A 22,220-nucleotide genomic window follows, 5' to 3' on the forward strand; every position below is an offset into this window, starting at 1 on the left:
TAATTAGGCGTGTTAATTTTTTATGAGGATGCAAATATACAATCTGCGCATAGGGGTTGTCAAGTAAATGGGGGATTATTATTGTGTTATTTTAAATCCGATACTTTTTAAATCGTCCCAAAACGTGGGATATGATTTTGAAACCACCAGGGCATCTTCAATTACCAACCCCGTTTTTAAGGCTAGTGGCGCAAAAGCCATGGCCATTCTGTGGTCGTGATAAGTGGCGATAGGCTCCCCTAGCCCCTCTAGCACTGGGGAATTCTTTTTTACTGAATAAAGTTTATTTGGTTTTAGATGTAGTGATTTGTCTGTGATTTCAACTTGACCTCCTAATTTTTCAATTTCGGTTTTAAGGGCTACAAGCCTGTCGGTTTCTTTTATTTTCAGGGTGTGCAAACCTTTTAAATCGCATGCAATTCCTAAAGCAAAACTGGTTACTGCAATGGTTTGGGCAATATCTGGTGCGTTTACCAAGTTAAAAGATTTGGGTTCTAGATTTTGGGTTTTCTTTTTTAAGACAACTGAATTATTTAAAAAAGTGGTTTCTACTCCAAATGCTTTGTAAATATCTACCAAAACCGAATCGCCTTGCAATGAGTTTTCTTTGTATGAAGTTAATGTGATTTCTGTACCCACATCAGTTAATGCTACAATGCTAAAATAATAGGAAGCCGATGACCAATCGGACTCAACGGTTAGGGTTTTGGGTAATAAATGTTGGGTATTGGGTTTTACGGTAATGGTATTGTTTACAAAAGAAGATTCGATGCCAATTTCATCCAACAAACTCAAAGTCATTTTTATATATGGAATAGATGTGATTTCGCCCTCGAGGGTTAATTCTAAACCATTTTCAAGTTTTGATGCGATAAGCAATAAAGCCGAAATATATTGGCTGCTCACATTGGCTTTTAGCGTTACTTTATTTTGGGTTAGTTTTTTTCCTTTAATTTTTATGGGCGGGTAACCATGGTTTTCAAGATAAGTAATGTTTGCGCCCAAATCTTTTAATGCCTCGACCAAAATTTTAATGGGGCGTTCTTTCATGCGTTTAGAACCCGTTAGCGTTACTTCCCTACCTTCTTGTACGGCAAAAAAAGCCGTTAGGAATCGCATGGCGGTTCCGGCATGATGTATATCGACAACCTGTTCTTTTGAAGCTAGTGCTTTGGCCATTAAGTTACTGTCATCGGAATTTGAAACATTTTCAAGTTTGAATTCCGGAAACAATGCCTGAAGCAACAACAATCTATTGGACTCGCTCTTAGAACCTGTTATTTGTATTGACGATTGTTTATTTAATACCGATTTGTGTAGTGTAAAATCCATTATTATCTATTGAAATGCTCCCAATCTATATAGGCATAGGGATAAAAGCGCCAAAGATAATTATAAATTATTTTAATTTCTGGTTATTGTGGTGCCTATCGTGGTCGCGTTTTGCTTTTTTATCCATTCTTTTATCAAAAGCCTGTTGCAAATCTACACCGGTTTGGTTGGCTAAACACAAAACCACAAACAGCACATCGGCCAATTCTTCGCCCAAATCTTTGTTTTTATCGCTTTCTTTTTCGCTTTGCTCGCCATAACGACGGGCAATAATGCGGGCCACTTCGCCAACTTCTTCGGTAAGTTGCGCCATATTGGTTAGCTCGTTAAAGTAGCGTACACCGTGCTCTTTAATCCACTGGTCAACTATTTTTTGTGCGTTTTTTATATCCATTATACTTTGGTTAATACAATTTGTTCGTTTTCTTTTTCTATGAGTTGCTTAAAGTACGCTTTTAAAGTATCGTAATACAACGGCGAAATAATTGAGCTGTTTATTTTAGTGTCGATTAACAGCTGTATTTTAGATGCTTGTTGAGATAGCATAAATTTAAACGACCCTAAATTATCTGGTAGTGCAAATCCCGCAGATTGGGGCATCGATTCTACTTTATAGCCTTCGGGCAGGTTAATAATTATTCGGTATACGCTTGATGTTGGATAACCAAAATCTACCGGAAACTCCCTTTTTTCGAGTTTAAAAGGATTTTCTTTGGTGCGCAAAAAGAATAAGGGCGAAAAATATATTTTATCGCCAATAATATCGGCTTGACTTTCTTTAAAGAATTTATACGATTCCATAACAGGTTTTGCCAACTCTACAGCATTTGATACCTTAAAATCTGAAACCTCTAAACCGTTATATTTGTTTTCCAACTTTTCTAAAAAATCGTCTTCATCGGCATTGTTGTATCGCTCTCTGTACGATAATGCTGAATGGTTTGTTTTAACGCTTCTGTAATTGCCTTCTAAATCGCCTGTTTCAGATAAATTTACCATCATTGAAATTGAGGATTTAGAATTTGCATTGGGATATAAACTGATTAAGCTTGAAGTACCATCTTTTTTAATTATACGCCCTTCCCAATTTAAGGTTCTAAATGGCAAAACATTAGGAGATCCGTATTTACTGGTAGCATCTAAAAGCACATTACCCTGTGGCAACTCTACGCAAGAAATAACGTAATTATAGCCTTCTCGTGTTGGAAATATTGGAATACCGTTACGACGCGTGCTTACCAAAACGGGGTTTGCGTTTAAACCGGCATAGCGTAACATGGAGGTGAGCATTAAATTAATTTCGGCAACATTGCCAACCTGCTCTTTATAGGCTTTTCTAACGCCTTGGCTTGTATATTTACCATGGTATTGATTCCATTTTACTTTAGATTTTACATAATTGTAAATCAAGGCAATTCGTTTTTTTGGGTCTGAGACGGTGCTTATAAGTGCATCTACATCATCTTTAAAATAGCCTGTTTTATTTAACTCGTCTCCAAAGTTGGAACTTTTATAAATGGTTTTAACCACATCTTCCCAGGTGGTTGAATAATAATCTATGGGATTCTGTGGCATTTTAACATAAGATAGCTCGTGTTTAACCGAGGTTCTATAATTGTTAATGTTGTTTACGTATGGCTCATCCTTTAAAGCAGGAACATTTTCTAAATTGTATTTAGTGGTTTTTATTTTAAACTCTAATCCCTTTATGCTAGTTCTGTCCCATGTGTTATTAAATTGTGGGCTAACCCCAATATAACCTCTGGTACTGCTTTTAAAATTAAAGTATTCTGGTGCGTCGAATCGGGCTTCTAACTTTTTAACGGGAATACTGTGCTGAAACACAAAAGTATCGACATTTGAAAAGAATGGCGAAGTAATTTTATATTTATACTCGACAACACAACCTTCTTTTATATTGGGCATAGTGAACTTGGTCTGGTTGCGGTACTTGGATTTTTCTGTTTTAAAGATACCGTCCTTTTTTAGTTTGGCCTCTTCAATTTTACCATCTATCAAATTATAAGTATAGGCTTTAATGCCGCTTGCCGTTTCTTGATCTGAGTTGCCTTTGTAAAGGTTGATGGCTTTTGTCGCATAATCAAAACCCTCTTGATTGTATATTTTTAAGCGCTCGTGAATTTCGGTAATAAGCTGAAATCCTGTGCTGCTATGGTACTCAAAAAACGTTCTTCTTTTTTTGTACAGATACGTGGCACTTGCCGATGAATCTAACGGATTGAACGTTTCTGCAAGTTCTTCTTTTGAAACCTTACCGAATTTGAAATCTTGTGCCAGTGTTATTTGACAAACAAACAACACTGCAAATAGTGTAATTATATTTTTCATTTATAATTGCTTTTTAATTAATGCTACTTTGGCGTTATCGTGCCTTGAAACTTCTTTATAAAATGTTCTGAATTTACTGTAATCTTCTTTAGGGAATTCGCCATCGTTAACTATAAACTCTCTTTTGTAAAGCAAAGTGTTTTCATTTTTTACAATCACTTCGGCTTTATAAGCCCCAAATTTGTTTTCAATTACTTTTTTATTTGGTAACGATTCTACTTTGTAATCTTGCGGCAATGTAATTTCTACCTCATCAATATCTTTAAAGCCTCTTTTTATTTTTAGCGGGAGCTTGCGGTTGCGGTAACGGTCTGGGATATGCGTATTTCGGTTTAATGCATTAATGGTTAAAAGCATTCTGTTTGCTACTATTTTTGGGTAGTTTGCAGCTTTAAAATTTAAAGTTTCTTTAAACACGATGCTATCTTTATTGTTAACAATCTCCATGTTTTCTATGGCCATATTGTTAATGTAACGCCAGCGTTTTTTGTAGTGTTCGTCTAGATTGCGCTCGGTTTCAGATGCTAACCAGTATTTATCGTTGTATTGAATGCCTTGGGATTTTACGTTTACCACGGCATTAATAACGCCATCATTGGATAGGGTATAATTGCCTTTAATAATTTGAGTGTTTTCTTCGGTATTGTACTTTTTGGTACGCTGTATTTTTCCGCCCTCGGGCGTAATTACCAACACGTCTCTATTATCGGTAAAGTTGCCAATAAAACCGAATGGTAGTTTTTGGCTGGTACATTCCAGCCAAATATCTTCTTTGTTTTCTTGAGGAATATTGAGAATAACATGATTAGTTTGACCACCAAAAGACACAAACTCTTTATCAACATTTATTTGATTTGAAGCTGAAGCATAAAGCCGTGTATAATTAGATTTAACGCCTACAATATCTAACAACGACTTTGTATAATTGGTTAACCCTTTACAATCTCCGTATTTAACCAAATCGACTTCTTCTGCAGTTATTGGTTGCATACCTCCAATTCCAACTTGAACACTAATATAACGCGTATTATCTTGGACAAATTGATAGACTATTTTTGCTTTTTCAATTGGGCTATCAACCCCTTCAACTAGTTTTAGAACATGTTGCTTTGTTTCTTCAGAAATATTCGACCTTCCGTTTAGTAAATTACTGTAAAACCATTTACCCATACTCTCCCAATCTTCTACTTTAGCATTTACACCCTCGTAGTTAAATTCATTGGCTGCGATTAAAACCCTAGGTATTATATCACGGAACGCCGGACTGTAATCCTCGGGTTTAAAAGCCTTTAAATTCTTGGCTTTGTAAAACATCCTGCCAGCACCAGCTTCTTTTTCAATATCTATATTTTCAATATTTTTTTCTTTCTTTCTAATGGTAATGCTTTCGGGGTAATTAATGCTGTAAGTACTTGTTTCTGCACTTACAAAGTTACTATTAACAGGCATAAAAGAAGGAATAAAAGCCGTGTTACCTGTAATGGTTTCGTAAGTAAACTCTATAGTATATGGGTATTTAATAGGGGTATATTCTAAATACTTTACCCTGGAATCTGAATACAGAGTACCCCCATCTACAGCACTAACATCCTTAAAATCGTTTTTTCTTATTTTCTTTATCTCGTTTCCAAAAGCATCAAAAGCCAGTGCTTGCAGGGTTTTTATTTTTACATTGTTGTCGTAATGTACATAGGCGCCAACGTTTTTGTTGCCTTGTTTATTTAAAACGGTTATAATTCTTCTTTTTTTAACGACCATTTCGCTAGACGATTTTAACGAGACCTCAACCTCGTTAAGCCTTACAACTGCATTTGCATTTTGCTTTAATTCTTCTGGAATGGTTAAACTTAAATATAATTGGTCTTGCGAAAAAACGGTAAGAGCAGCAAAAAACAGGATGCCATTGGCAATAGATTTTAGGGACATAGATTGGTTTTTAAACAAAAATAAAGCGATAAAAATAAAGAAACACAAGCTTTATTTATATGATAAAAATCATGCTTTAGGTAATTTTTTCTTTAGCACTATTATTAAAAGCCTTACAGCTAATGTATAAAAACCCATTGAAAAAAACAACTGATGGGGCGCTAAAAAACCGTGGCAAATTATACTTTGTTTTTTGAATCGATGATAATGGTTACCGGCCCATCGTTTATTAATTCCACTTTCATGTCGGCTCCAAATTCTCCGGTTTGCACTTTCTTCCCTAAATCTTTTTCAAGTTGATTTACAAAACTTTCATAAAGCGGAATAGCAACATCTGGTTTTGCAGCTTTAATATAACTTGGGCGATTTCCTTTTTTGGTTGAGGCGTGCAATGTAAACTGGCTTACCACAATAACATCGCCTTTTGCATCTAAAAGCGATTTGTTCATCACGCCATTTTCGTCTTCAAAAACGCGAAGGTTTACTGTTTTGTTTGAAAGCCAATTAATATCGTCTTGGGCATCGTTGTTTACAATGCCTAAAAGGATTAATAAACCGTTTTCTATGGATGCAACTTTTTTACCTTCAATGGTAACGCTGGCTTTGGATACACGTTGAATGACTACTTTCATTTATAAACAACTCTTAATTAAAAATAAGTTTCTTATCAATAATTTTATAGTGAATACCCTCATAAGCATTGTTTATGCCTGCTTCGAATAGCACTAAAATATTACCGTTTTTTAATTCTGTAAGATCTGAATAAGCCGAATGCGACTCATAAATCGAGATCTTTTTATCCCAACTTAAACCATCATCATCACTTATTGAAAGTGTCATGTTTATTCTAGCTAAGGAGTCTGCGGGGTTTGTAAATAACAACCTGTTGTTTTCGCCTTTTGTAACAGACAGCAATGCCCCTTGGCACCTTGGCTCTGGTAATTCGGTATCAAAAGTTTGGTTAATCCAGGTATGGCCACCATCTTTACTTATGGCTATTTGCCTTGTTTTGGCAGTATTTCTATCGTAATTACGCATGTTTAACAACAAATCGCCATTGGTTAATTCTGCCACGGTACATTCGTTAACTTGGTGGTTTGGTGTGCTTTTTCCCAGTTGCCATGTTTCTCCATGATCATCGGAATAAATAGCATGCGAATAATATTTTTTTGTACCTTTTTCAATATGATCGCAAGGGATTACCAACCGCCCTTTATGCGCTCCTTTTTTTAATTGAATACCATGAACGGGTCCGGTTGCATACCAGGTCCAATTTTCTTTTTTTGTGCTTTCAGTAATGTTTTTTGGATTAGACCATGTTTCGCCATTGTTAGTTGAAACTAAATGATAAACCAACCTGCTTTCAATACTTGTGCCGTTAATAATTTGATTTTCGTGGTCTTTACCATTATTCCAAGTGGCCAGTAAATGAATAGTTCCTGTTTCTGCATCAACAACTGGCGCTGGATTACCGCAAACGTTAGCTTTATCGTCCCAAATTATTTTAAGAGCACTCCAAGTAACACCATTATCGGTAGATTTTTTCATTACCAAATCTATATCCCCCGTATCGGAACATCCCGCTTTTCGAGCTTCGCTAAATGCTAAAACAGTGCCGTTAATAGTAGTAACAACTGCAGGTATTCTGTAACACGCATAACCATTTTCGCCATTTTTAAATAAGGTGTTAAACACGAACGATTCTTTAGGTTTTTTAGCAATTGGACTTACCTGCTTTTCAGTTTTTTTATTTAAACAACCCACAGAAAGTAATGAAATAAAAAAAATTAGAACGCAATACTTCATGTGTTTTTTTTAATTATTTGAACTGATTAAAAACTATTCTTTATCCCAATTATCTGTTCTGTAATGCTCGTCTTCACCTTCAATAATCTGCAAATAACTTCTGTACCTTGAAAATGCTATCTCATCATTATCCAATGCTTTTTTTACGGCACAATTTGGTTCTTTGATATGCAAACAATTATTAAATTTACAATCTTGTTTGAGTTTGAAAATTTCGGGAAAATAATCGCCCACTTCTTCTTTTTCCATATCAACAACACCAAAACCCTTAATACCCGGTGTATCGATAATTTTAGCGTCGAAACTTAAATCGAACATTTCTGCAAAAGTCGTGGTATGCTGCCCTTGGCTGTGTTGGGTAGAAATTTCTTTGGTTTTAATATTTAACGACGGCTCGATGGTGTTTATAAGTGTGGATTTTCCAACACCAGAATGGCCAGAAAACACACTTACATTACCAAGCATTGCAGCCTTAACTTTTTCTACATTTTTGCCAGAAACGGCAGAAACACCAATACACTCGTAGCCAATTTTTCTGTAAATATGGGCTAGGTATTTTACTTCGTTTAGCGTGTCCGAGTCGTAAGCATCAATTTTGTTAAACAGCAATACGGTTTTTATGGAATACGCTTCGGCAGTTACCAAAAACCTATCGATAAAACTGGTTAAAGTTGGGGGGTTGTTAATGGTAATCATTAAAAAAACCAAATCGATATTCGCCGCAATGATATGGGTTTGTTTTGATAGGTTTACCGATTTTCTAACAATATAATTGCTTCTGTCGTGTATATTATAAATAACTCCTGACTCTTGATTATTGTACGTTTCCAACTCAAAATCAACTATGTCGCCCACAGCAATGGGATTGGTGCTTTTAATGCCTTTAATACGAAACTTCCCTTTAATACGGCATTGGTAGGTTTCGCCCAATTGGGTTTTAACGGTGTACCAGCTTCCTGTAGATTTATAAACGCGTCCTGTCATAGTTTTTCAAAAGTAAAGCTAAAAAATATTTTTTTTGGTATGGATATTGGTTAAACTTGTCAATATTAATTTTTAACAAAAATCAACAACATGAAAAAATTACTTATTGTTTTGGCTATTAGCCTTTTTGCATTTATGGATGCCAGTGCCCAAGTAGAGTACAAAGTGGTAACTAGCGTAGAATCTATTGTTCCTAATGGTTTAGGGCGTTCTAGAATTATTAGCGCCAACGAAGCCAAAGATTACAAAGAGTACACTAGCACGCAAACCGAAGAGGATAATACGCGAAACAAATCTAAACGTGGAGACATAAGAGTTAAAGAGTTTGATGAAACCAAGCTACTTAACTTCTTTAACCTTGGTGGCATTCGTTTTCAAAATATAGCTGCAAACGATGCTATAATTACTTCTAAAATCAACACCATGATTGAAGAAGGCTGGGAACTTGCCTTTGTTACAAGCGCTGTTGAAAGTGCCGGTAAAGGCGATAACCAAGGTATTTTTATAACCCGTTATATTTTTAAAAGAAATAAATAACTGTGCTTTATCCATAAAAAAATGCCTCGCTTTTTGCGAGGCATTTTTTGTTAACATATACTACCCATTAATTATCTTCTCTTGATGATTAATAGATTCTTGATGAATGGCCTTGAACATTTTCAAGATAAACTCTTCGCTCAATCCGTGGTCTTGACCTTCTAAAACCATTTTGCCTAAAATCTCGTTCCAACGTTTGCTCTGTAATACGGCTACGTTTTTCTTCTTTTTAAGGGCGCCAATACCATCTGATGCTACCATACGATTACCAAGTAACCCAATAATTTGATTATCTATAACATCTATCTTTGCTCTTAAATTATTTAATGCATTTTGGTACTCTACTTCGGCATCGGTTTCTTTTCTTATTTTTAAATCGCGCATAATTTGTACCAAACTAGATGGTGTTACCTGTTGTGCTGCATCGCTCCATGCATTATCAGGATCGTAGTGCGTCTCAATCATAAGGCCATCAAAATTCAAATCTAAGGCTGCTTGAGATATATCGAAAACCATATCTCTTTTCCCTGTAATATGAGACGGGTCGTTAATTAACGGAATGTCTGGAAATTTATTTTGAAACTCGATGGCCAACTGCCATTCTGGATTATTTCTGTATTTAGACTTTTCGTACGTTGAAAACCCTCTGTGGATAGCGCCTATGTTTTTAACTCCAGAGCTATAAATTCTTTCAATACCACCTAACCACAACGCTAAATCTGGGTTTACTGGATTCTTAATTAAAACAGGCTTGTCCGTACCTTGCAGCGCATCTGCAATCTCCTGCATAATAAAAGGACTTACGGTAGATCGGGCACCAACCCAAAGCATATCTATATCATGCTCTAAAGCCAACTTTACATGGGTAGCATTGGCAACCTCTGTACAAACTTTCATGCCGGTTTCCTTTTTAACTTTTTGCAACCATTTAAGCCCTAAAGCGCCAACCCCCTCGAACATACCCGGGCGTGTTCTGGGTTTCCAGATACCGGCTCTAAAATAATTTACATCGGTATCTTTAAGCTCGTGTGCTATTTTAAGCACTTGTTCTTCGGTTTCTGCACTACATGGTCCTGCCACGACTAACGGATGATCTAAATTCATATCGTCCAACCAAGCTCTCATTTCTTTTTTGTTTTCCATATCTTCTTAGTATTAAGCCTCTAAAGCTATTTTGTTTTAATATTTATTTTTTACTATTTAATGCTCTTAATTTGGGCGTTACACTCCCGAAACTTCGGGAGGTAGGGCTTTCACTACTCGCTCCCTCTCCCGAAGCGTCGGGATCGGGGAGCTCAAACACACCGTTCAATCCCTAACGCATCACTCTTGCTCTAAAAACCCACCCCTAACCCCTCCAAAGGAGGGGAACACGTACTCAAACTCAAATCTATCAAATTCTTTAAACCTCTCGGGTCTCACTCAAGAGTGAGCATCCATCCCCTTCGGGGAGGTTAAGAGGGGCTTCAATATTTCTTTTATATAATTGGTGTCTTTCATTTCGTTAAAAATCGCATCAAAATCGTCTTGTTGCATCAACTCTTTAAAATGCGTTAGGTTTGTAATATATTCTTCCAAAGTTTCAATAACATTGGTTTTGTTTTGCTTAAAAATGGGTGTCCACATTTCTGGCGAACTTTTAGCTAATCGCACCGTTGATGCAAATCCACTACCGGCCATATCAAAAATATCGCGTTCATTTCGTTCTTTATCGATAACCGTTTTCCCTAACATAAATGCACTAATATGCGATAAATGCGACATGTACGCAATATGCTTATCGTGCGCCACAGGATTCATATAACGCATGCGCATGCCAACATCGGCAAACAGCTTTAACGCTTTTTCTTGAAGCTTAAAAGCTGTTTTTTCAACTTCGCAAATAATATTTGTTTTGCCTACAAACAACCCCGAAATGGCAGCGTTTGGCCCCGAATGTTCGGTGCCCGCAATGGGGTGCATCGCTAAAAAATTTCTTCGTTTTGGATGGTTTTCAACCGCTTTACAAATATCTTCTTTAGTCGATCCCGCATCAACAACCAAACCATTGTCCGGTATCTTATCTAAAATGGTAGGCAGCAATTTAACCGTTGCATCAACTGGAATGGACACGATTACCAAGTCGGCTTTTTCTACATCATCCAATGTGGCTTTTTTATCGATTAAATTAAGCGACAATGCTGTTTCTAAAGTACTGTCTTTTCTACTAATACCATAAATAACCGTTTCTGGGTTATTCTTTTTAATATCAATAGCAAGACTGCCTCCAATTAAACCTACGCCTATTATATATATGTTTTTCATGAGCTTCTCTCAACCCTCTCCAAAGGAGAGGGCTTTCAAAAATTATCTAATATTATTCTTTTTATTCTTCATATAACTGCTTGCCGCGACTGAATACTGCACACTATTCCAATCTTGTTATTGCTTCTTCTAAAATCTCATTTGATGCACATAAAGAAAACCTAATGTAGCCCTCGCCTTGACTTCCAAAAATAGTCCCTGGAGTAATAAATATATGGTTCTCTTTCAATATTAAATCTATAAATTCTTCCGCTTTTACATGCTCTGGTAATTTTGCCCAAACAAATAGTCCTGTGGCGTTTTTATCGTAGGTACAATTTAATGCATCGGCCAATTGCCATATTAAATCTCTACGCTGTTTATAAACGCTGTTTAATGCGCTAAACCACATTTTAGAACATTTTAAAGCCTCAATAGCACCTTTTTGAATGCCGTAAAACATACCCGAATCCATGTTGCTTTTTACTTTTAAAACATGGTTTATATGCTCGTTATTTCCAACTAACATACCCACTCGCCAACCTGCCATATTAAAGGTTTTACTTAACGAATTAAGCTCTAAACACACATCTTTTGCGCCTTTAACGCTTAATATGCTTTTTGGCGAATTGTTAAGGATAAAGCTATATGGGTTATCGTTTACTATTAATATGTTATTACGTTTTGCGAAGGCTACCAGTTCTTCAAATAAATATTTGGTTGGTTGTGCGCCTGTGGGCATGTGCGGATAATTTACCCACATCAATTTCACTTGGCTTAAATCTGTTTGTTCCAAAGCTTTTAAATCTGGTAACCAATTATTGGTGGCATCCAATTCGTAAAAAACAGGTTTTGCTCCTACTAATTTTGTTACCGATTGGTAAGTTGGATACCCTGGATTTGGAATTAAAACTTCGTCGCCTTCATTCAAATAAGCCATTGAAATATGCATGATGCCTTCTTTACTTCCCATTAACGGGAGCACTTCTGTATGCGCGCTTAAGTTTACCGAAAAATGGGTTTTGTAAAACCATGCCATAGCTTCCCTTAACTCTGGCAAGCCTTGATAACTTTGGTATTTATGTGCGTTGGGGCTTAGCAAGCCTTCTGTTAAAGCATCAACTACTTTTTGCGGTGGTTGCAAATCGGGGCTGCCTATTCCTAAATTAACAATGGGCTTTCCGTTGGCAATAAGCAAATTGACTTCTCTCAGCTTTTTTGAAAAGTAGTATTCTTCAACGGTATGTAATCGGTTAGCGACTTCAATCATAACTTTGCATTTTTATATTCGCCTAAAACTTTAAAATTATCTGCCATTATTTCGGATAATGATTTTGCTTTTTTGAAATCTGAATAATCATCAAAAGTTACATCGACAAAAAAGGCATATTTCCAAGGGGTTTCAATAATTGGTAGCGATTGGATTTTTGTTAAATTTAGCTTACAATCGCTCATTACATTTAAAATAGTTGCTAAACTGCCCCGTTTGTGGTTGGCTTCAAATTTTAATGAAGCCTTGTTAATTTCGGCTTCTACAACCTCAGAATTTGTACGTTTTACAATAGCAAAACGGGTTTCGTTATGCTTTATGGTTTGAATGCTATGTGCCAAAATATCGAGCTCGAAAATATCGGCAGCCATAACACTGGCAATAGCGCCAACACCTTTTAATTGGTTTTCGTTAATACGCTTAGCAACCTCGGCAGTATCTTTATCTTCAATTAGTTTTATGTGCGGATGTTGCTTAAAGAATTCTTTACACTGCAATAATGCCATGGGGTGCGAATACACTTCTTTTATATGGGCAATACTTTGGTTTTTTAGCGCCATAAAATTGTGCTGGATATCTAAATAATGCTCGCCAACAATGTGTAAATTCCGGTTATCGATTAAAGCATAATTTGGGATAATAGAGCCTGCGATAGAATTTTCTAAAGCCATTATCGCCGCGTCACATTCTTCGCCTATCAAACTTTCAACAACGCGGTCAAAAGTTAAGCATTCAATAGCATCAACTTGTTTCTCAAAAAATTGTTGAGATACAATATGATGGAACGATCCTTTTACACCTTGTATGGCTACTGTTTTTATCAAAATCTAGTTTTTATTATTAAGACCTCAATCTTCATTGAGGTTTGTTCAACTAGGCGTTGAACAAAAAAAAGTCCCGATTTTCATCGAGACTCATATAAAAATTTATAGTTATAAATTATACATACAACGCCTCGTTCCTTTTGCTAAAAAAGAAATAAAACAAGTTGCTAAAATATGTATAATGCACTGTTGTCTTCATAATTACGTGGCTAAAGTAGTTAATTATTTAAGAAATCAAAATTGTACAAATAGTTTTTTCTGTATTTATTAAAAATTTTAAAGATTTTACAGTAAAACCAATATAATATTAGATAATCGTTATTTTTGAAGAAACTATTTTAAATATGTCTATTGAAGTTGAAGGCGTCTCAAAACATTACGGCAATCAAAAAGCTTTAAACAATGTGTCTTTTAAGGTTGAAAAACCTGAAATTGTTGGTTTTTTAGGACCAAACGGTGCTGGGAAATCCACAATGATGAAAATATTAACCACCTATGTTAATGCTACAAATGGCATTGCTAAAGTAAATGGGTTCGATATTACTGAAAACGCACAAAACGTTCAGCAAAGTGTTGGGTATTTGCCCGAGCACAATCCGTTGTATTTAGATATGTATATTAAAGAGTATTTAGCTTTTAATGCAAATATTTACAAAGTCTCCAAAACACGTATCGAAGATGTTATTGCGCTTACAGGCTTAACACCCGAAATGAATAAAAAAATAGGGCAACTCTCAAAAGGCTATCGGCAACGTGTCGGTTTAGCAAATGCCCTGTTGCACGACCCCGATGTATTGATTTTAGACGAACCCACAACGGGTTTAGACCCCAACCAACTTATAGATATTAGAAATCTTATTAAAACTATTGGGAAAACAAAAACCGTGTTTTTATCTACACACATTATGCAAGAGGTTGAAGCGATGTGCGACCGCGTTATTATTATTAATAAAGGAGAAATAGTTGCCGATAAAAAACTAAAAGAACTTCGTGAAGGCAAAGAACAAACCGTTATTGTGGAGTTCGATTACCGCGTTGAAGATGCTTTTTTACTAAAACTCCCAAAAGCTGACCGTGTGGTTAATACTTATGATTTTGTTTACGAAATCACGTTTAAAACTACCGAAGATATGCGTTCTTATGTATTTGATTTTGCTCACGACAACCAATTAAAAATTCTTCAGCTCAATCAAAAAAATGCAAGTTTAGAGAGCTTGTTTAGGGAGTTGACTGCTGGATAGTTTTTAAACTCCAAATTCTACTTTATAATTTAAAAAGCATGACAAAAATCATCTTTCCAAAAGCCAGTAATAAACTATCTTTGCAACGCAAAAATTAATCAAAAATGAGTAAAGGAATTTATGTTGCTACTATTGAGCCCAACAGCGGGAAATCTGTTGCAGTACTGGGTTTAATGCGTATGCTTTTAGGAAAAACGGCAAAGGTAGGCTATTTTAGACCTATTATTGAAGATACCGAAGATGGAGAAATGGACAATCACATCAACACCGTGATTTCATATTTTGACATCGATATCAACTACAAAAAAACGTATGTTTATACCCGAAACGAAGTACTTGATTTATACAACCAAGGAAAATCTGGCGATGTGATTGACGAGATTATTAAAAAGTATAAATATCTCGAAGAACGCTTCGATATTGTATTGGTTGAAGGCACCGATTTTTCACACGAAAATTCCAGTTTAGAACTCGATATTAATATCCTGATTTCCAAAAACCTAGGATTGCCCGTTATTATTGTATCGCAAGGAGATGGAAAAGATATAAAGGAAATTGTTGATAATGTGCAATTGGCCCACGATACTTTTAAAGACGAAGTGGATGTGCTATCGATAATGACTAATAAAGTCAATCCAGATTATCTTACCGACTTAAAAATTCAACTAAAAAACCGTATTAATAACGGTACCGATATTAGCGTTATTCCTAAAATAAAAAGTTTAGCAAGTCCTACTTTAAAAGAAATCTTTAAACAGCTCGACGGCAGTATTCTTTTTGGCAAAGACCTCATTAACAACCAAATAGACAATTTTAGCGTTGGCGCCATGCAATTGCGCAATTATTTAACGCACTTAAAAGAGAATGCTTTGGTTATTACTCCGGGTGATAGGGCCGACATAATTTTAGGCGCATTACAAGCCAATATTTCTAAAAATTACCCGAAAATATCCGGAATTATTTTAACTGGCGGATTAATTCCCGAAGCACCCATTTTAAAATTAATTGAAGGCCTCTCTAGCGTAGTGCCAATAATAAGTGCGAAAGAAGGCACATTTCATGTTACCAACACCATTGGCAAGATAAAATCTAAAATATACGCTGAGAATATCGATAAAATTACAACATCGATCGCAACCTTTGAAAAGCATGTTGATACCGATAAATTATCAGAGGATTTAATCACGTTCCAATCCGATATCTTTACACCAAGAATGTTTCAGTACAATTTATTACAAAGTGCTTTAAAAGATAAAAAACACATTGTACTTCCTGAAGGTTATGACGAACGGGTGCTTCGTGCCACTGCAAGATTAATAGACGCACATGTGGTTAACATCACTTTAATTGGTGAAGAAGAAAAGATAAAAGAGCGCATTGAAAAATTCGATATTGCTTTAAATATTGATGATATTAATATCGTTTCGCCTGTTAAATCACCTCACTTTGAAGATTACGTAAACACGTTTTATGAACTAAGAAAACATAAAAACGTGAATTTGGATATGGCAAAAGATGCGATGACCGATGTGTCTTATTTCGCCACAATGATGATTCACAAAGGACACGCCGATGGTATGGTTTCGGGCGCAGTACACACCACAGCGCACACCTTACGCCCTGCTTTACAATTTATAAAAACAAAACCTGGTGTTAATATCGTGTCGTCTGTATTCTTTATGTGTTTAGAAGATCGCGTTTCTATTTTTGGAGATTGTGCCATTAACCCAAACCCCAATGCAGAACAGTTAGCTGAAATTGCTATTTCATCGGCAAAAACAGCCAAAAATTTTGGCGTTGAACCTAAAGTAGCGATGCTGTCGTATTCCTCTGGTGCATCTGGCAAAGGCGAAGAAGTTGATAAAGTTAGAAAAGCTACAGAAATTGCTAAAAAACTAGCTCCAGATTTAAAAATTGAAGGTCCCATTCAATACGATGCCGCAGTAGATATGCGTATTGGCAAAAGCAAACTACCAGATTCTGATGTTGCGGGACAAGCAAGCGTACTTATTTTTCCAGATTTAAACACAGGAAACAACACCTATAAAGCCGTACAACGAGAAACTGGCGCATTGGCAATTGGCCCGATGTTACAAGGGCTTAATAAACCCGTTAACGATTTAAGCCGCGGTTGTACAGCCGACGATATTTACAGCACCGTAATAATAACCGCTATTCAAGCGCAAGACCTTTAATTTATGCAAGTATTAGTTTTAAATTCTGGAAGTTCTTCATTAAAGTTTCAATTGTTTCAAATGCCAGAAGAAACCATTTTGTGCTCTGGTTTAATTGAACGTATTGGGTTTAGCGATGCCAAATTCAAATTTAAAACCAAAAATAATACCATTAAAATTGTTGATAACATCCCCAATCATAAAGTAGGATTAGAATTATTGGCCAAACAACTTTTAAACAAAAAAACAGGTGTTATAAAATCTACCGATGCCATTAATATTGTTGGGCACCGCGTGGTTCATGGTGGCAAACACTTTAGTAATACCACCGAAATTACCAAAACCGTAAAAGAAAAAATAAAAGCTTTATCATCGTTAGCGCCTTTGCACAATCCGCCAAATTTAGAAGGTATAGAGGTTGCCGAAACCATTTTCCCAAAGGCGAAACAAGTGGCGGTTTTCGATACGGCATTCCATCAAAGCATTCCAGATTACGCCTATAAATATGCGATACCTAATGATTTTTCAGAAAAACACAACATTCGCGTTTATGGGTTTCATGGCACCAGCCATAAATATGTTTCGGAAAAAGCGATTGCGTATTTAGGGAAAAAACATTCAAAAATCATTACCATTCATTTAGGTAATGGCTGTAGTATAACGGCTGTAAAAGACGGCAAAAGCATCGATCATTCTTTAGGCTTTTCGCCCGTTACCGGCCTAATTATGGGCACGCGCTCTGGTGATATCGACCCTTCCATCATTTTTTATTTAGCAAAAAAATACGATTACAGCTTAGATGAAATTAACACACTACTGCAAAAGAAAAGCGGTATGCTTGGTTTAACAGGTTATAGCGATTTAAGAGACATTGAAGCTGAAGCTGAAAAAGGCAACAAAGCCTGCCAATTGGCTTTGGAAATGAATGTGTACCGCATAAAAAAATACATTGGCAGTTACGCTGCTGTTTTAAACGGATTGGACGCCATTGTGTTTACCGCTGGCATTGGCGAAAACTCACAGTTTATGAGACAAGAAATTTGTAAAGATTTAGATTTTTTAGGCATTGCATTAGATGCTGAAAAGAACAATTGCAAGCCAAAAAGCTTAACAACGATAAACACCGAAACATCGAAAGTTAAAATATTGGTAATCCCAACAAATGAAGAATTGGAGATTGCGAAACAGTCGGTGGGTTTGTTCGAAACCATTTCAATTTAATGCAATAAAGTTTATAAATTAATTTAGCTTAATGCTAAAAAACTGTTTGTCATTCCGAATGTTACTGAAATCAAAATATATTTTGATTGAAAGTACTTTGTTAAGCAAATGAAGAGGAATCTCATAATTATAAGATTTCTCGTTATGCGCTATATAGCTATCGCGATTATTTTATATAAATAACAAGCTACTATATTTATTCGAAAATTAAACGGCCTTTATATTGCTCATCAACTTCAACCGTTGCAGGTTTGTTTACGGCAATAACATTGCCAATTCCCGATATTTTTCCTGTGATGGATTGCTGCGGATTTACAATCATATCGTTCGAGCTTCTATTCCAAATAGCAATATTTTGAGCTACAAAATCGCGACCTTCAAAACGCGAGGTGCCTGCGGCAAACGTAATATTTAAGCTGTTGGTTTTTCCGGAAACAAAACAATTCGATAGATTGTTAAATACCAAAGTGAAAGTATTGTTATCTATTTTAAGTCTAAAATTACCATTGGTAAAGGTGTTTGGCGCGCTGTAATCTTCGGATAAAACGGTTAAACTCGGGTAGGTTAAAACCCCATCCGATCGCACGTCATATTGCGTGGAACTGCGTATTTCGGTAATATTCGGCGATGTTATATATACTTTTGTTATCCCGTAATCGCGCACGTAATTGCAAGTATTATTATCGGTAAGTGTTAGTTTGCCATCAACAACAGTCGCCGTAACATCGTTCAATAAATTTTCTCCGGTTTCAATACTTACCTTTTGGGTATCGCCGTCTTTAATAATTAGTTCAATATCGCGGTTTACCAATATTTTATCGAAAGCACCAACGGTTATTTCCTTTTTAATAAGACTTCCCGTTTTTTGGAAACAGTCGTTTGCGTTTTCGCTGTCGCAAGAAAACATTAAAAAAAGGATTGATATGTAAAGTGTGTGTTTCATTTGTTGTTGCACCTGCGAATCGCGTCCAAGAAACCATCGCAAAAGGAATCTATTTATAGCTTTTTAATTTTGGCAAATATAGAGGTATTGCGAACAACTGTTATTAAGCTTTGAGTTTATATTAAAAAAACGCAAACAAAAAGCTCCATAATTTGTTTAAAAAAAATTACGGGGCTTTTTCGTTTTACTGATAACCACTTACTTTTAGCGGTCTATAAGTATTCTGTGCACTTCGGTATGTTTTTCTGTTATTACCTTTAAATAATACATGCCATTTTTTAAGTTGGGAATGTTTAGATTATAATCACCTTTACCGGTTGTGTCCTTTTTGGACTTTAATTGGTTACCTTGATAATCGAACAGTAAAAACTCCAACGCTTCATTAAACCCTAACATGTCTAGCTTACTTTCTCTATCGTTTTGGCTTATTATGGTAAGCTGATCTGATGTAACAGGGTTTGGTGTCACACGGTAATAGTAAGGACATTTTTCAGCTAAATAATAATGTCCTACACTCCAATCGCTCCAACTTGTACCCTTTACCCGAAAACGAAACGTAGTAACATAAGGATTGTATTGCTGAGAAAATGCCACTTTTACTCCTGCATTATCAACGCTTGAAGTACTGCATGAATAAAGTCCGGAATCTAGAGTAGTTTGTATAGGCTGACTAGGAATAATTTGCCATTCCACCTCAGTAATATTTTCAGGTAAACTATATAATAAACAGCTATTGGAATTGTTTTTTTGGACACCAAAATCAAGTGTTCTCCAGTTATAATCGATACAGCTGGGACCAGAAGAAACTAACGTAAAGTCATGAATATCAGGCTTACCAACTGGAGCAGGAACATAATATTTTAAATTTGACGAATTGTAAGGCGTGTAAGTAGGGCTGTGTCTCATCACTGGATATTGACCCCATTTAGAATCATATTTTCCAGCTACACTAGACATTACTGCGGAATGATCATCCGATGCATAAGAAATCTTTTCCGCTAAACCTGCATCGAACACTTCCACATAACTATTGTCATTCCAATATGCATCGTCTCCTGGAGTATTCATCCAATAATTAGGGCATCCCGAACATTCTGTAAGATACCATGCATAAGCATGACAGTTATATTTGTTTGATGCATCACTAATTATTGTAGCGTTGGGGTACAAAGCAGCCGCTTGATTATTGAGATATGCAATATGACTCTGCGTAAACTCAGTAAAATTATATACAGTAACAGCCGTTCCATTAGGAGTATAAACAACAGCTGTATTCTGTGCATAAATTGACCCGCAAATAAATAAAATTAACGAAGTTTTTAGTAAGATTCTGTTAATCAATTTGATATTCTTTTGCATGATTTAAAATTTTATTGATTTGTTCAAAATGATTCCCTTTGGTTATTTGCTGAGTGTATGTTAACAACTTTTCATCGGCATTAACCGCTTCCAAGAAAGCATCATAGTTATCTTCAACCATAATTCTAGCCATTAAATAGGTTACGGTCTGCAAATTAGAGTCAAGAAATGAGTTGTTGGACATAGTTACATATTTACCCAATGCCAACTCCATTAATTGTTTTTTCTCCGTGGTAGTCAACCGATTTAAAAATACAGGTTGGGATACCGTTATATCTGTGAAAATTAAATCTGTAAAACCACCATCTAAAAAACAGGATGGATACATGCGTTTATACCTTGCCAATAGTAATGCAGCAGATTCAGGTTTTTGGTTAAGCTTCTGCATCCCATTAAAATCATCAAAAATAAATTTATAGCCATGCAATAGGTTGTTATAAACCAATAAGGAAGAAACCAAGGGGTGGTTGAAGCAAGTTTCTACTAATCCTTCGTCCGATATATCATTTAAAACTGCATTGGGAATTTGTAACGCATCCTTAATTTCCTCAATATCTTCAAAGGCTTCCCAAGCATCAGTTCCTGGCTGAACAGGATATTTGAATATGTCCGATGCGTTGAATGCATAAGCACAATCTATTGGTACTTTTCCTTGGTTTTCGTCACATGATAGGGCCACAACACCCAGTAGCATCAGCAAAGTTAAAGTCGTTTTCATTTTCATTATTTTAATTTTTTATATAAATTCTACCTTCTTCTAATGTCTTTTCAACTACAGTTGAATCAATAACAATTCCTTGATTATTAAAAATATAACGAGGAATATCCTTCGACAAATCGTTTCTACTGTTTTCATAAATGATTTTACTAATAACCCAAGCAGTGATCGCAGTTCCTTGGTCACCAAAATTATCCTTAAATTTTTCTTTTTCTTTAAACTTTTCAATACAAGCTGTAACTAATTCTTTTTTTTCTGTTATTGATAGATTATGTACAAACTTTTGCGCAAGCATTATTTCTATATATCCAACTCTATTTACATATTCTCCTTTTTCAACCAAGTTGGTTCTTTTAAGTATAGAACTAGGTTCTATATTTTTATACATTTTAAGGAGTTCTTTTGCTGCATCATCTCTATTCGTTAGTTCTTCAAGCCCATTAAAATTATTCGATATAGTATCAAATCCTCGCTGTATATCATTGAATGCATATATTAAACTAATTAACGGGTAATCTAAACATGACAGTATCAAGTCATAGGTTTTCATTGTCATTAATTCATTTTTTTCTATTTGGCACGCATTATACATTTCTTGCGTGCTTTCAAAACGCTTCCATTCCTCGCTTTCAGGGGTAATAGGATAATTGTACTTTTGAGGAAATGCATTAATTGTTATTAATAATAGTAATACTAAAAATATATTTTTCATCTTGTGATTGTTTTTTAAGTTTATATTCATTAGATGCAAAAACACCTAAAAGGTTGCTTAAATTTTTGTAAGAATTAATTTTAAGCAAAACTAGCCTATTTAAAACTTGTGTAATATGATATAAGTCAGTTTTTGTAAGATTTTTTGTGTTTTTGAATACGCTTAAATAAGTGTGAGGTACGTTTATTTTAGAGAAAACATAAACGTTTACGACACCCAACAGGGTGCGAGTACAAGCTTATACGGGGAGTAGCTGTGGCGCTATCGTACAACCACAAAATTATAGATGGATAAAGAATCTGTAGGGTTTTTAGTGGCGTAAAAGAAGCTTTAGAAAACCCAATAGAATTATTAATGGATAGCGATGTTAAAAAAGCATTGGATCTTTAATAATAACTTTTGCAAATAAAGAAAGGTAGTATCTCACAAAGTGTGTAAAGTTTAAAAATATCGAGGGTTGCAACCCTCGATATTTTTTTATTAATTTAAATTTTATACACGATGAACAAAGACGATTTATTAAACGACGACTTTTTAAAAC

19 protein-coding genes and 1 pseudogene are annotated in these 22,220 nt (G+C 35.5%); 5 read left to right on the forward strand and 15 right to left on the reverse strand.

The annotated features are described in order from the left end of the window. Window positions 1-78: 78 nt before the first annotated feature. The 7 genes from ACFSQS_RS15275 to rsgA form a co-directional block, all read right to left on the reverse strand. On the reverse strand, window positions 79-1,332 hold the full coding sequence (locus ACFSQS_RS15275) for a 3-phosphoshikimate 1-carboxyvinyltransferase (RefSeq protein WP_388020936.1): 1,254 nt from the start codon (window positions 1,330-1,332) through the stop codon (window positions 79-81). Between the two features lie 67 nt (window positions 1,333-1,399). Next, the gene (locus ACFSQS_RS15280; RefSeq protein WP_388020939.1) at window positions 1,400-1,726 is read right to left on the reverse strand and encodes a nucleotide pyrophosphohydrolase; all 327 of its coding nucleotides are present in this window, start codon (window positions 1,724-1,726) and stop codon (window positions 1,400-1,402) included. After that, window positions 1,726-3,681, reverse strand: a complete 1,956-nt coding sequence (locus ACFSQS_RS15285; RefSeq protein ID WP_388020942.1) for a DUF3857 domain-containing protein — start codon at window positions 3,679-3,681, stop codon at window positions 1,726-1,728. Before ACFSQS_RS15285 ends, ACFSQS_RS15280 begins: the two co-directional genes overlap by 1 nt. After that, window positions 3,682-5,607, reverse strand: coding sequence for a DUF3857 domain-containing protein (locus ACFSQS_RS15290; protein ID WP_388020945.1), 1,926 nt, complete (start codon window positions 5,605-5,607; stop codon window positions 3,682-3,684). Window positions 5,608-5,786: 179 nt separating this feature from the next. Continuing rightward, on the reverse strand, window positions 5,787-6,239 hold the full coding sequence (gene dtd, locus ACFSQS_RS15295; protein ID WP_388020948.1) for a D-aminoacyl-tRNA deacylase: 453 nt from the start codon (window positions 6,237-6,239) through the stop codon (window positions 5,787-5,789). 13 nt (window positions 6,240-6,252) lie between these two features. Further along, window positions 6,253-7,413, reverse strand: coding sequence for a sialidase family protein (locus ACFSQS_RS15300; protein ID WP_388020951.1), 1,161 nt, complete (start codon window positions 7,411-7,413; stop codon window positions 6,253-6,255). Window positions 7,414-7,446: 33 nt separating this feature from the next. Then, the gene (gene rsgA / locus ACFSQS_RS15305) at window positions 7,447-8,397 is read right to left on the reverse strand and encodes a ribosome small subunit-dependent GTPase A (protein ID WP_388020954.1); all 951 of its coding nucleotides are present in this window, start codon (window positions 8,395-8,397) and stop codon (window positions 7,447-7,449) included. Between the two features lie 90 nt (window positions 8,398-8,487). Between rsgA and ACFSQS_RS15310 the strand changes: the two genes are divergently transcribed. Continuing rightward, window positions 8,488-8,934, forward strand: coding sequence for a hypothetical protein (locus ACFSQS_RS15310; RefSeq protein WP_388020957.1), 447 nt, complete (start codon window positions 8,488-8,490; stop codon window positions 8,932-8,934). Window positions 8,935-8,994: 60 nt separating this feature from the next. On the opposite strand, the gene ACFSQS_RS15315 is transcribed toward ACFSQS_RS15310, so the two are convergent. From ACFSQS_RS15315 to ACFSQS_RS15330, 4 genes are all read right to left on the reverse strand, one after another. Then, window positions 8,995-10,077 (reverse strand): chorismate mutase, encoded by a 1,083-nt coding sequence (locus tag ACFSQS_RS15315; protein ID WP_388020960.1) that lies wholly within the window; start codon window positions 10,075-10,077, stop codon window positions 8,995-8,997. 279 nt (window positions 10,078-10,356) lie between these two features. Next, complete coding sequence (locus ACFSQS_RS15320; protein ID WP_388020963.1) at window positions 10,357-11,238, reverse strand: prephenate dehydrogenase; 882 nt, start codon at window positions 11,236-11,238, stop codon at window positions 10,357-10,359. A gap of 103 nt (window positions 11,239-11,341) precedes the next feature. Then, window positions 11,342-12,487, reverse strand: coding sequence for a pyridoxal phosphate-dependent aminotransferase (locus ACFSQS_RS15325; RefSeq protein ID WP_388020966.1), 1,146 nt, complete (start codon window positions 12,485-12,487; stop codon window positions 11,342-11,344). Next, window positions 12,484-13,311 carry a prephenate dehydratase gene (locus ACFSQS_RS15330; protein WP_388020969.1) on the reverse strand — a complete coding sequence of 276 codons (828 nt, stop codon included), beginning with the start codon at window positions 13,309-13,311 and terminating at the stop codon, window positions 12,484-12,486. Before ACFSQS_RS15330 ends, ACFSQS_RS15325 begins: the two co-directional genes overlap by 4 nt. A gap of 344 nt (window positions 13,312-13,655) precedes the next feature. On the opposite strand from ACFSQS_RS15330, the gene gldA reads away from it, so the two are divergent. The 3 genes from gldA to ACFSQS_RS15345 all read left to right on the forward strand — a co-directional run bounded on the left by gldA (window position 13,656) and on the right by ACFSQS_RS15345 (window position 17,947). After that, on the forward strand, window positions 13,656-14,552 hold the full coding sequence (gene gldA / locus ACFSQS_RS15335; RefSeq protein WP_388020972.1) for a gliding motility-associated ABC transporter ATP-binding subunit GldA: 897 nt from the start codon (window positions 13,656-13,658) through the stop codon (window positions 14,550-14,552). Window positions 14,553-14,656: 104 nt separating this feature from the next. Then, a complete protein-coding gene (gene pta / locus ACFSQS_RS15340; RefSeq protein WP_388020975.1) occupies window positions 14,657-16,747 on the forward strand; it encodes a phosphate acetyltransferase in 2,091 nt (696 codons plus the stop codon). A gap of 3 nt (window positions 16,748-16,750) precedes the next feature. Continuing rightward, a complete protein-coding gene (locus ACFSQS_RS15345; protein WP_388020978.1) occupies window positions 16,751-17,947 on the forward strand; it encodes an acetate/propionate family kinase in 1,197 nt (398 codons plus the stop codon). A 196-nt stretch (window positions 17,948-18,143) separates the two neighbouring features. Here ACFSQS_RS15345 and ACFSQS_RS15350 read toward each other — a convergent pair whose 3' ends face one another. The 4 genes from ACFSQS_RS15350 to ACFSQS_RS15365 all read right to left on the reverse strand — a co-directional run bounded on the left by ACFSQS_RS15350 (window position 18,144) and on the right by ACFSQS_RS15365 (window position 21,679). After that, complete coding sequence (locus ACFSQS_RS15350; RefSeq protein ID WP_388020980.1) at window positions 18,144-18,890, reverse strand: head GIN domain-containing protein; 747 nt, start codon at window positions 18,888-18,890, stop codon at window positions 18,144-18,146. A gap of 204 nt (window positions 18,891-19,094) precedes the next feature. After that, the gene (locus tag ACFSQS_RS15355) at window positions 19,095-20,249 is read right to left on the reverse strand and encodes a T9SS type A sorting domain-containing protein (protein WP_388020983.1); all 1,155 of its coding nucleotides are present in this window, start codon (window positions 20,247-20,249) and stop codon (window positions 19,095-19,097) included. Beyond that, the gene (locus tag ACFSQS_RS15360; RefSeq protein ID WP_388020986.1) at window positions 20,224-20,967 is read right to left on the reverse strand and encodes a hypothetical protein; all 744 of its coding nucleotides are present in this window, start codon (window positions 20,965-20,967) and stop codon (window positions 20,224-20,226) included. Before ACFSQS_RS15360 ends, ACFSQS_RS15355 begins: the two co-directional genes overlap by 26 nt. Window positions 20,968-20,977: 10 nt before the next feature. After that, window positions 20,978-21,679, reverse strand: a complete 702-nt coding sequence (locus ACFSQS_RS15365) for a hypothetical protein (protein WP_388020989.1) — start codon at window positions 21,677-21,679, stop codon at window positions 20,978-20,980. A gap of 255 nt (window positions 21,680-21,934) precedes the next feature. On the opposite strand from ACFSQS_RS15365, the pseudogene ACFSQS_RS15370 reads away from it, so the two are divergent. Next, window positions 21,935-22,069, forward strand: a pseudogene (locus ACFSQS_RS15370) (2-oxo acid dehydrogenase subunit E2); the annotation flags it as partial. Window positions 22,070-22,220: the final 151 nt, after the last annotated feature.

The organism is Gelatiniphilus marinus (assembly GCF_042684345.1).
In the GTDB taxonomy this organism is placed as follows: domain Bacteria; phylum Bacteroidota; class Bacteroidia; order Flavobacteriales; family Flavobacteriaceae; genus Gelatiniphilus; species Gelatiniphilus marinus.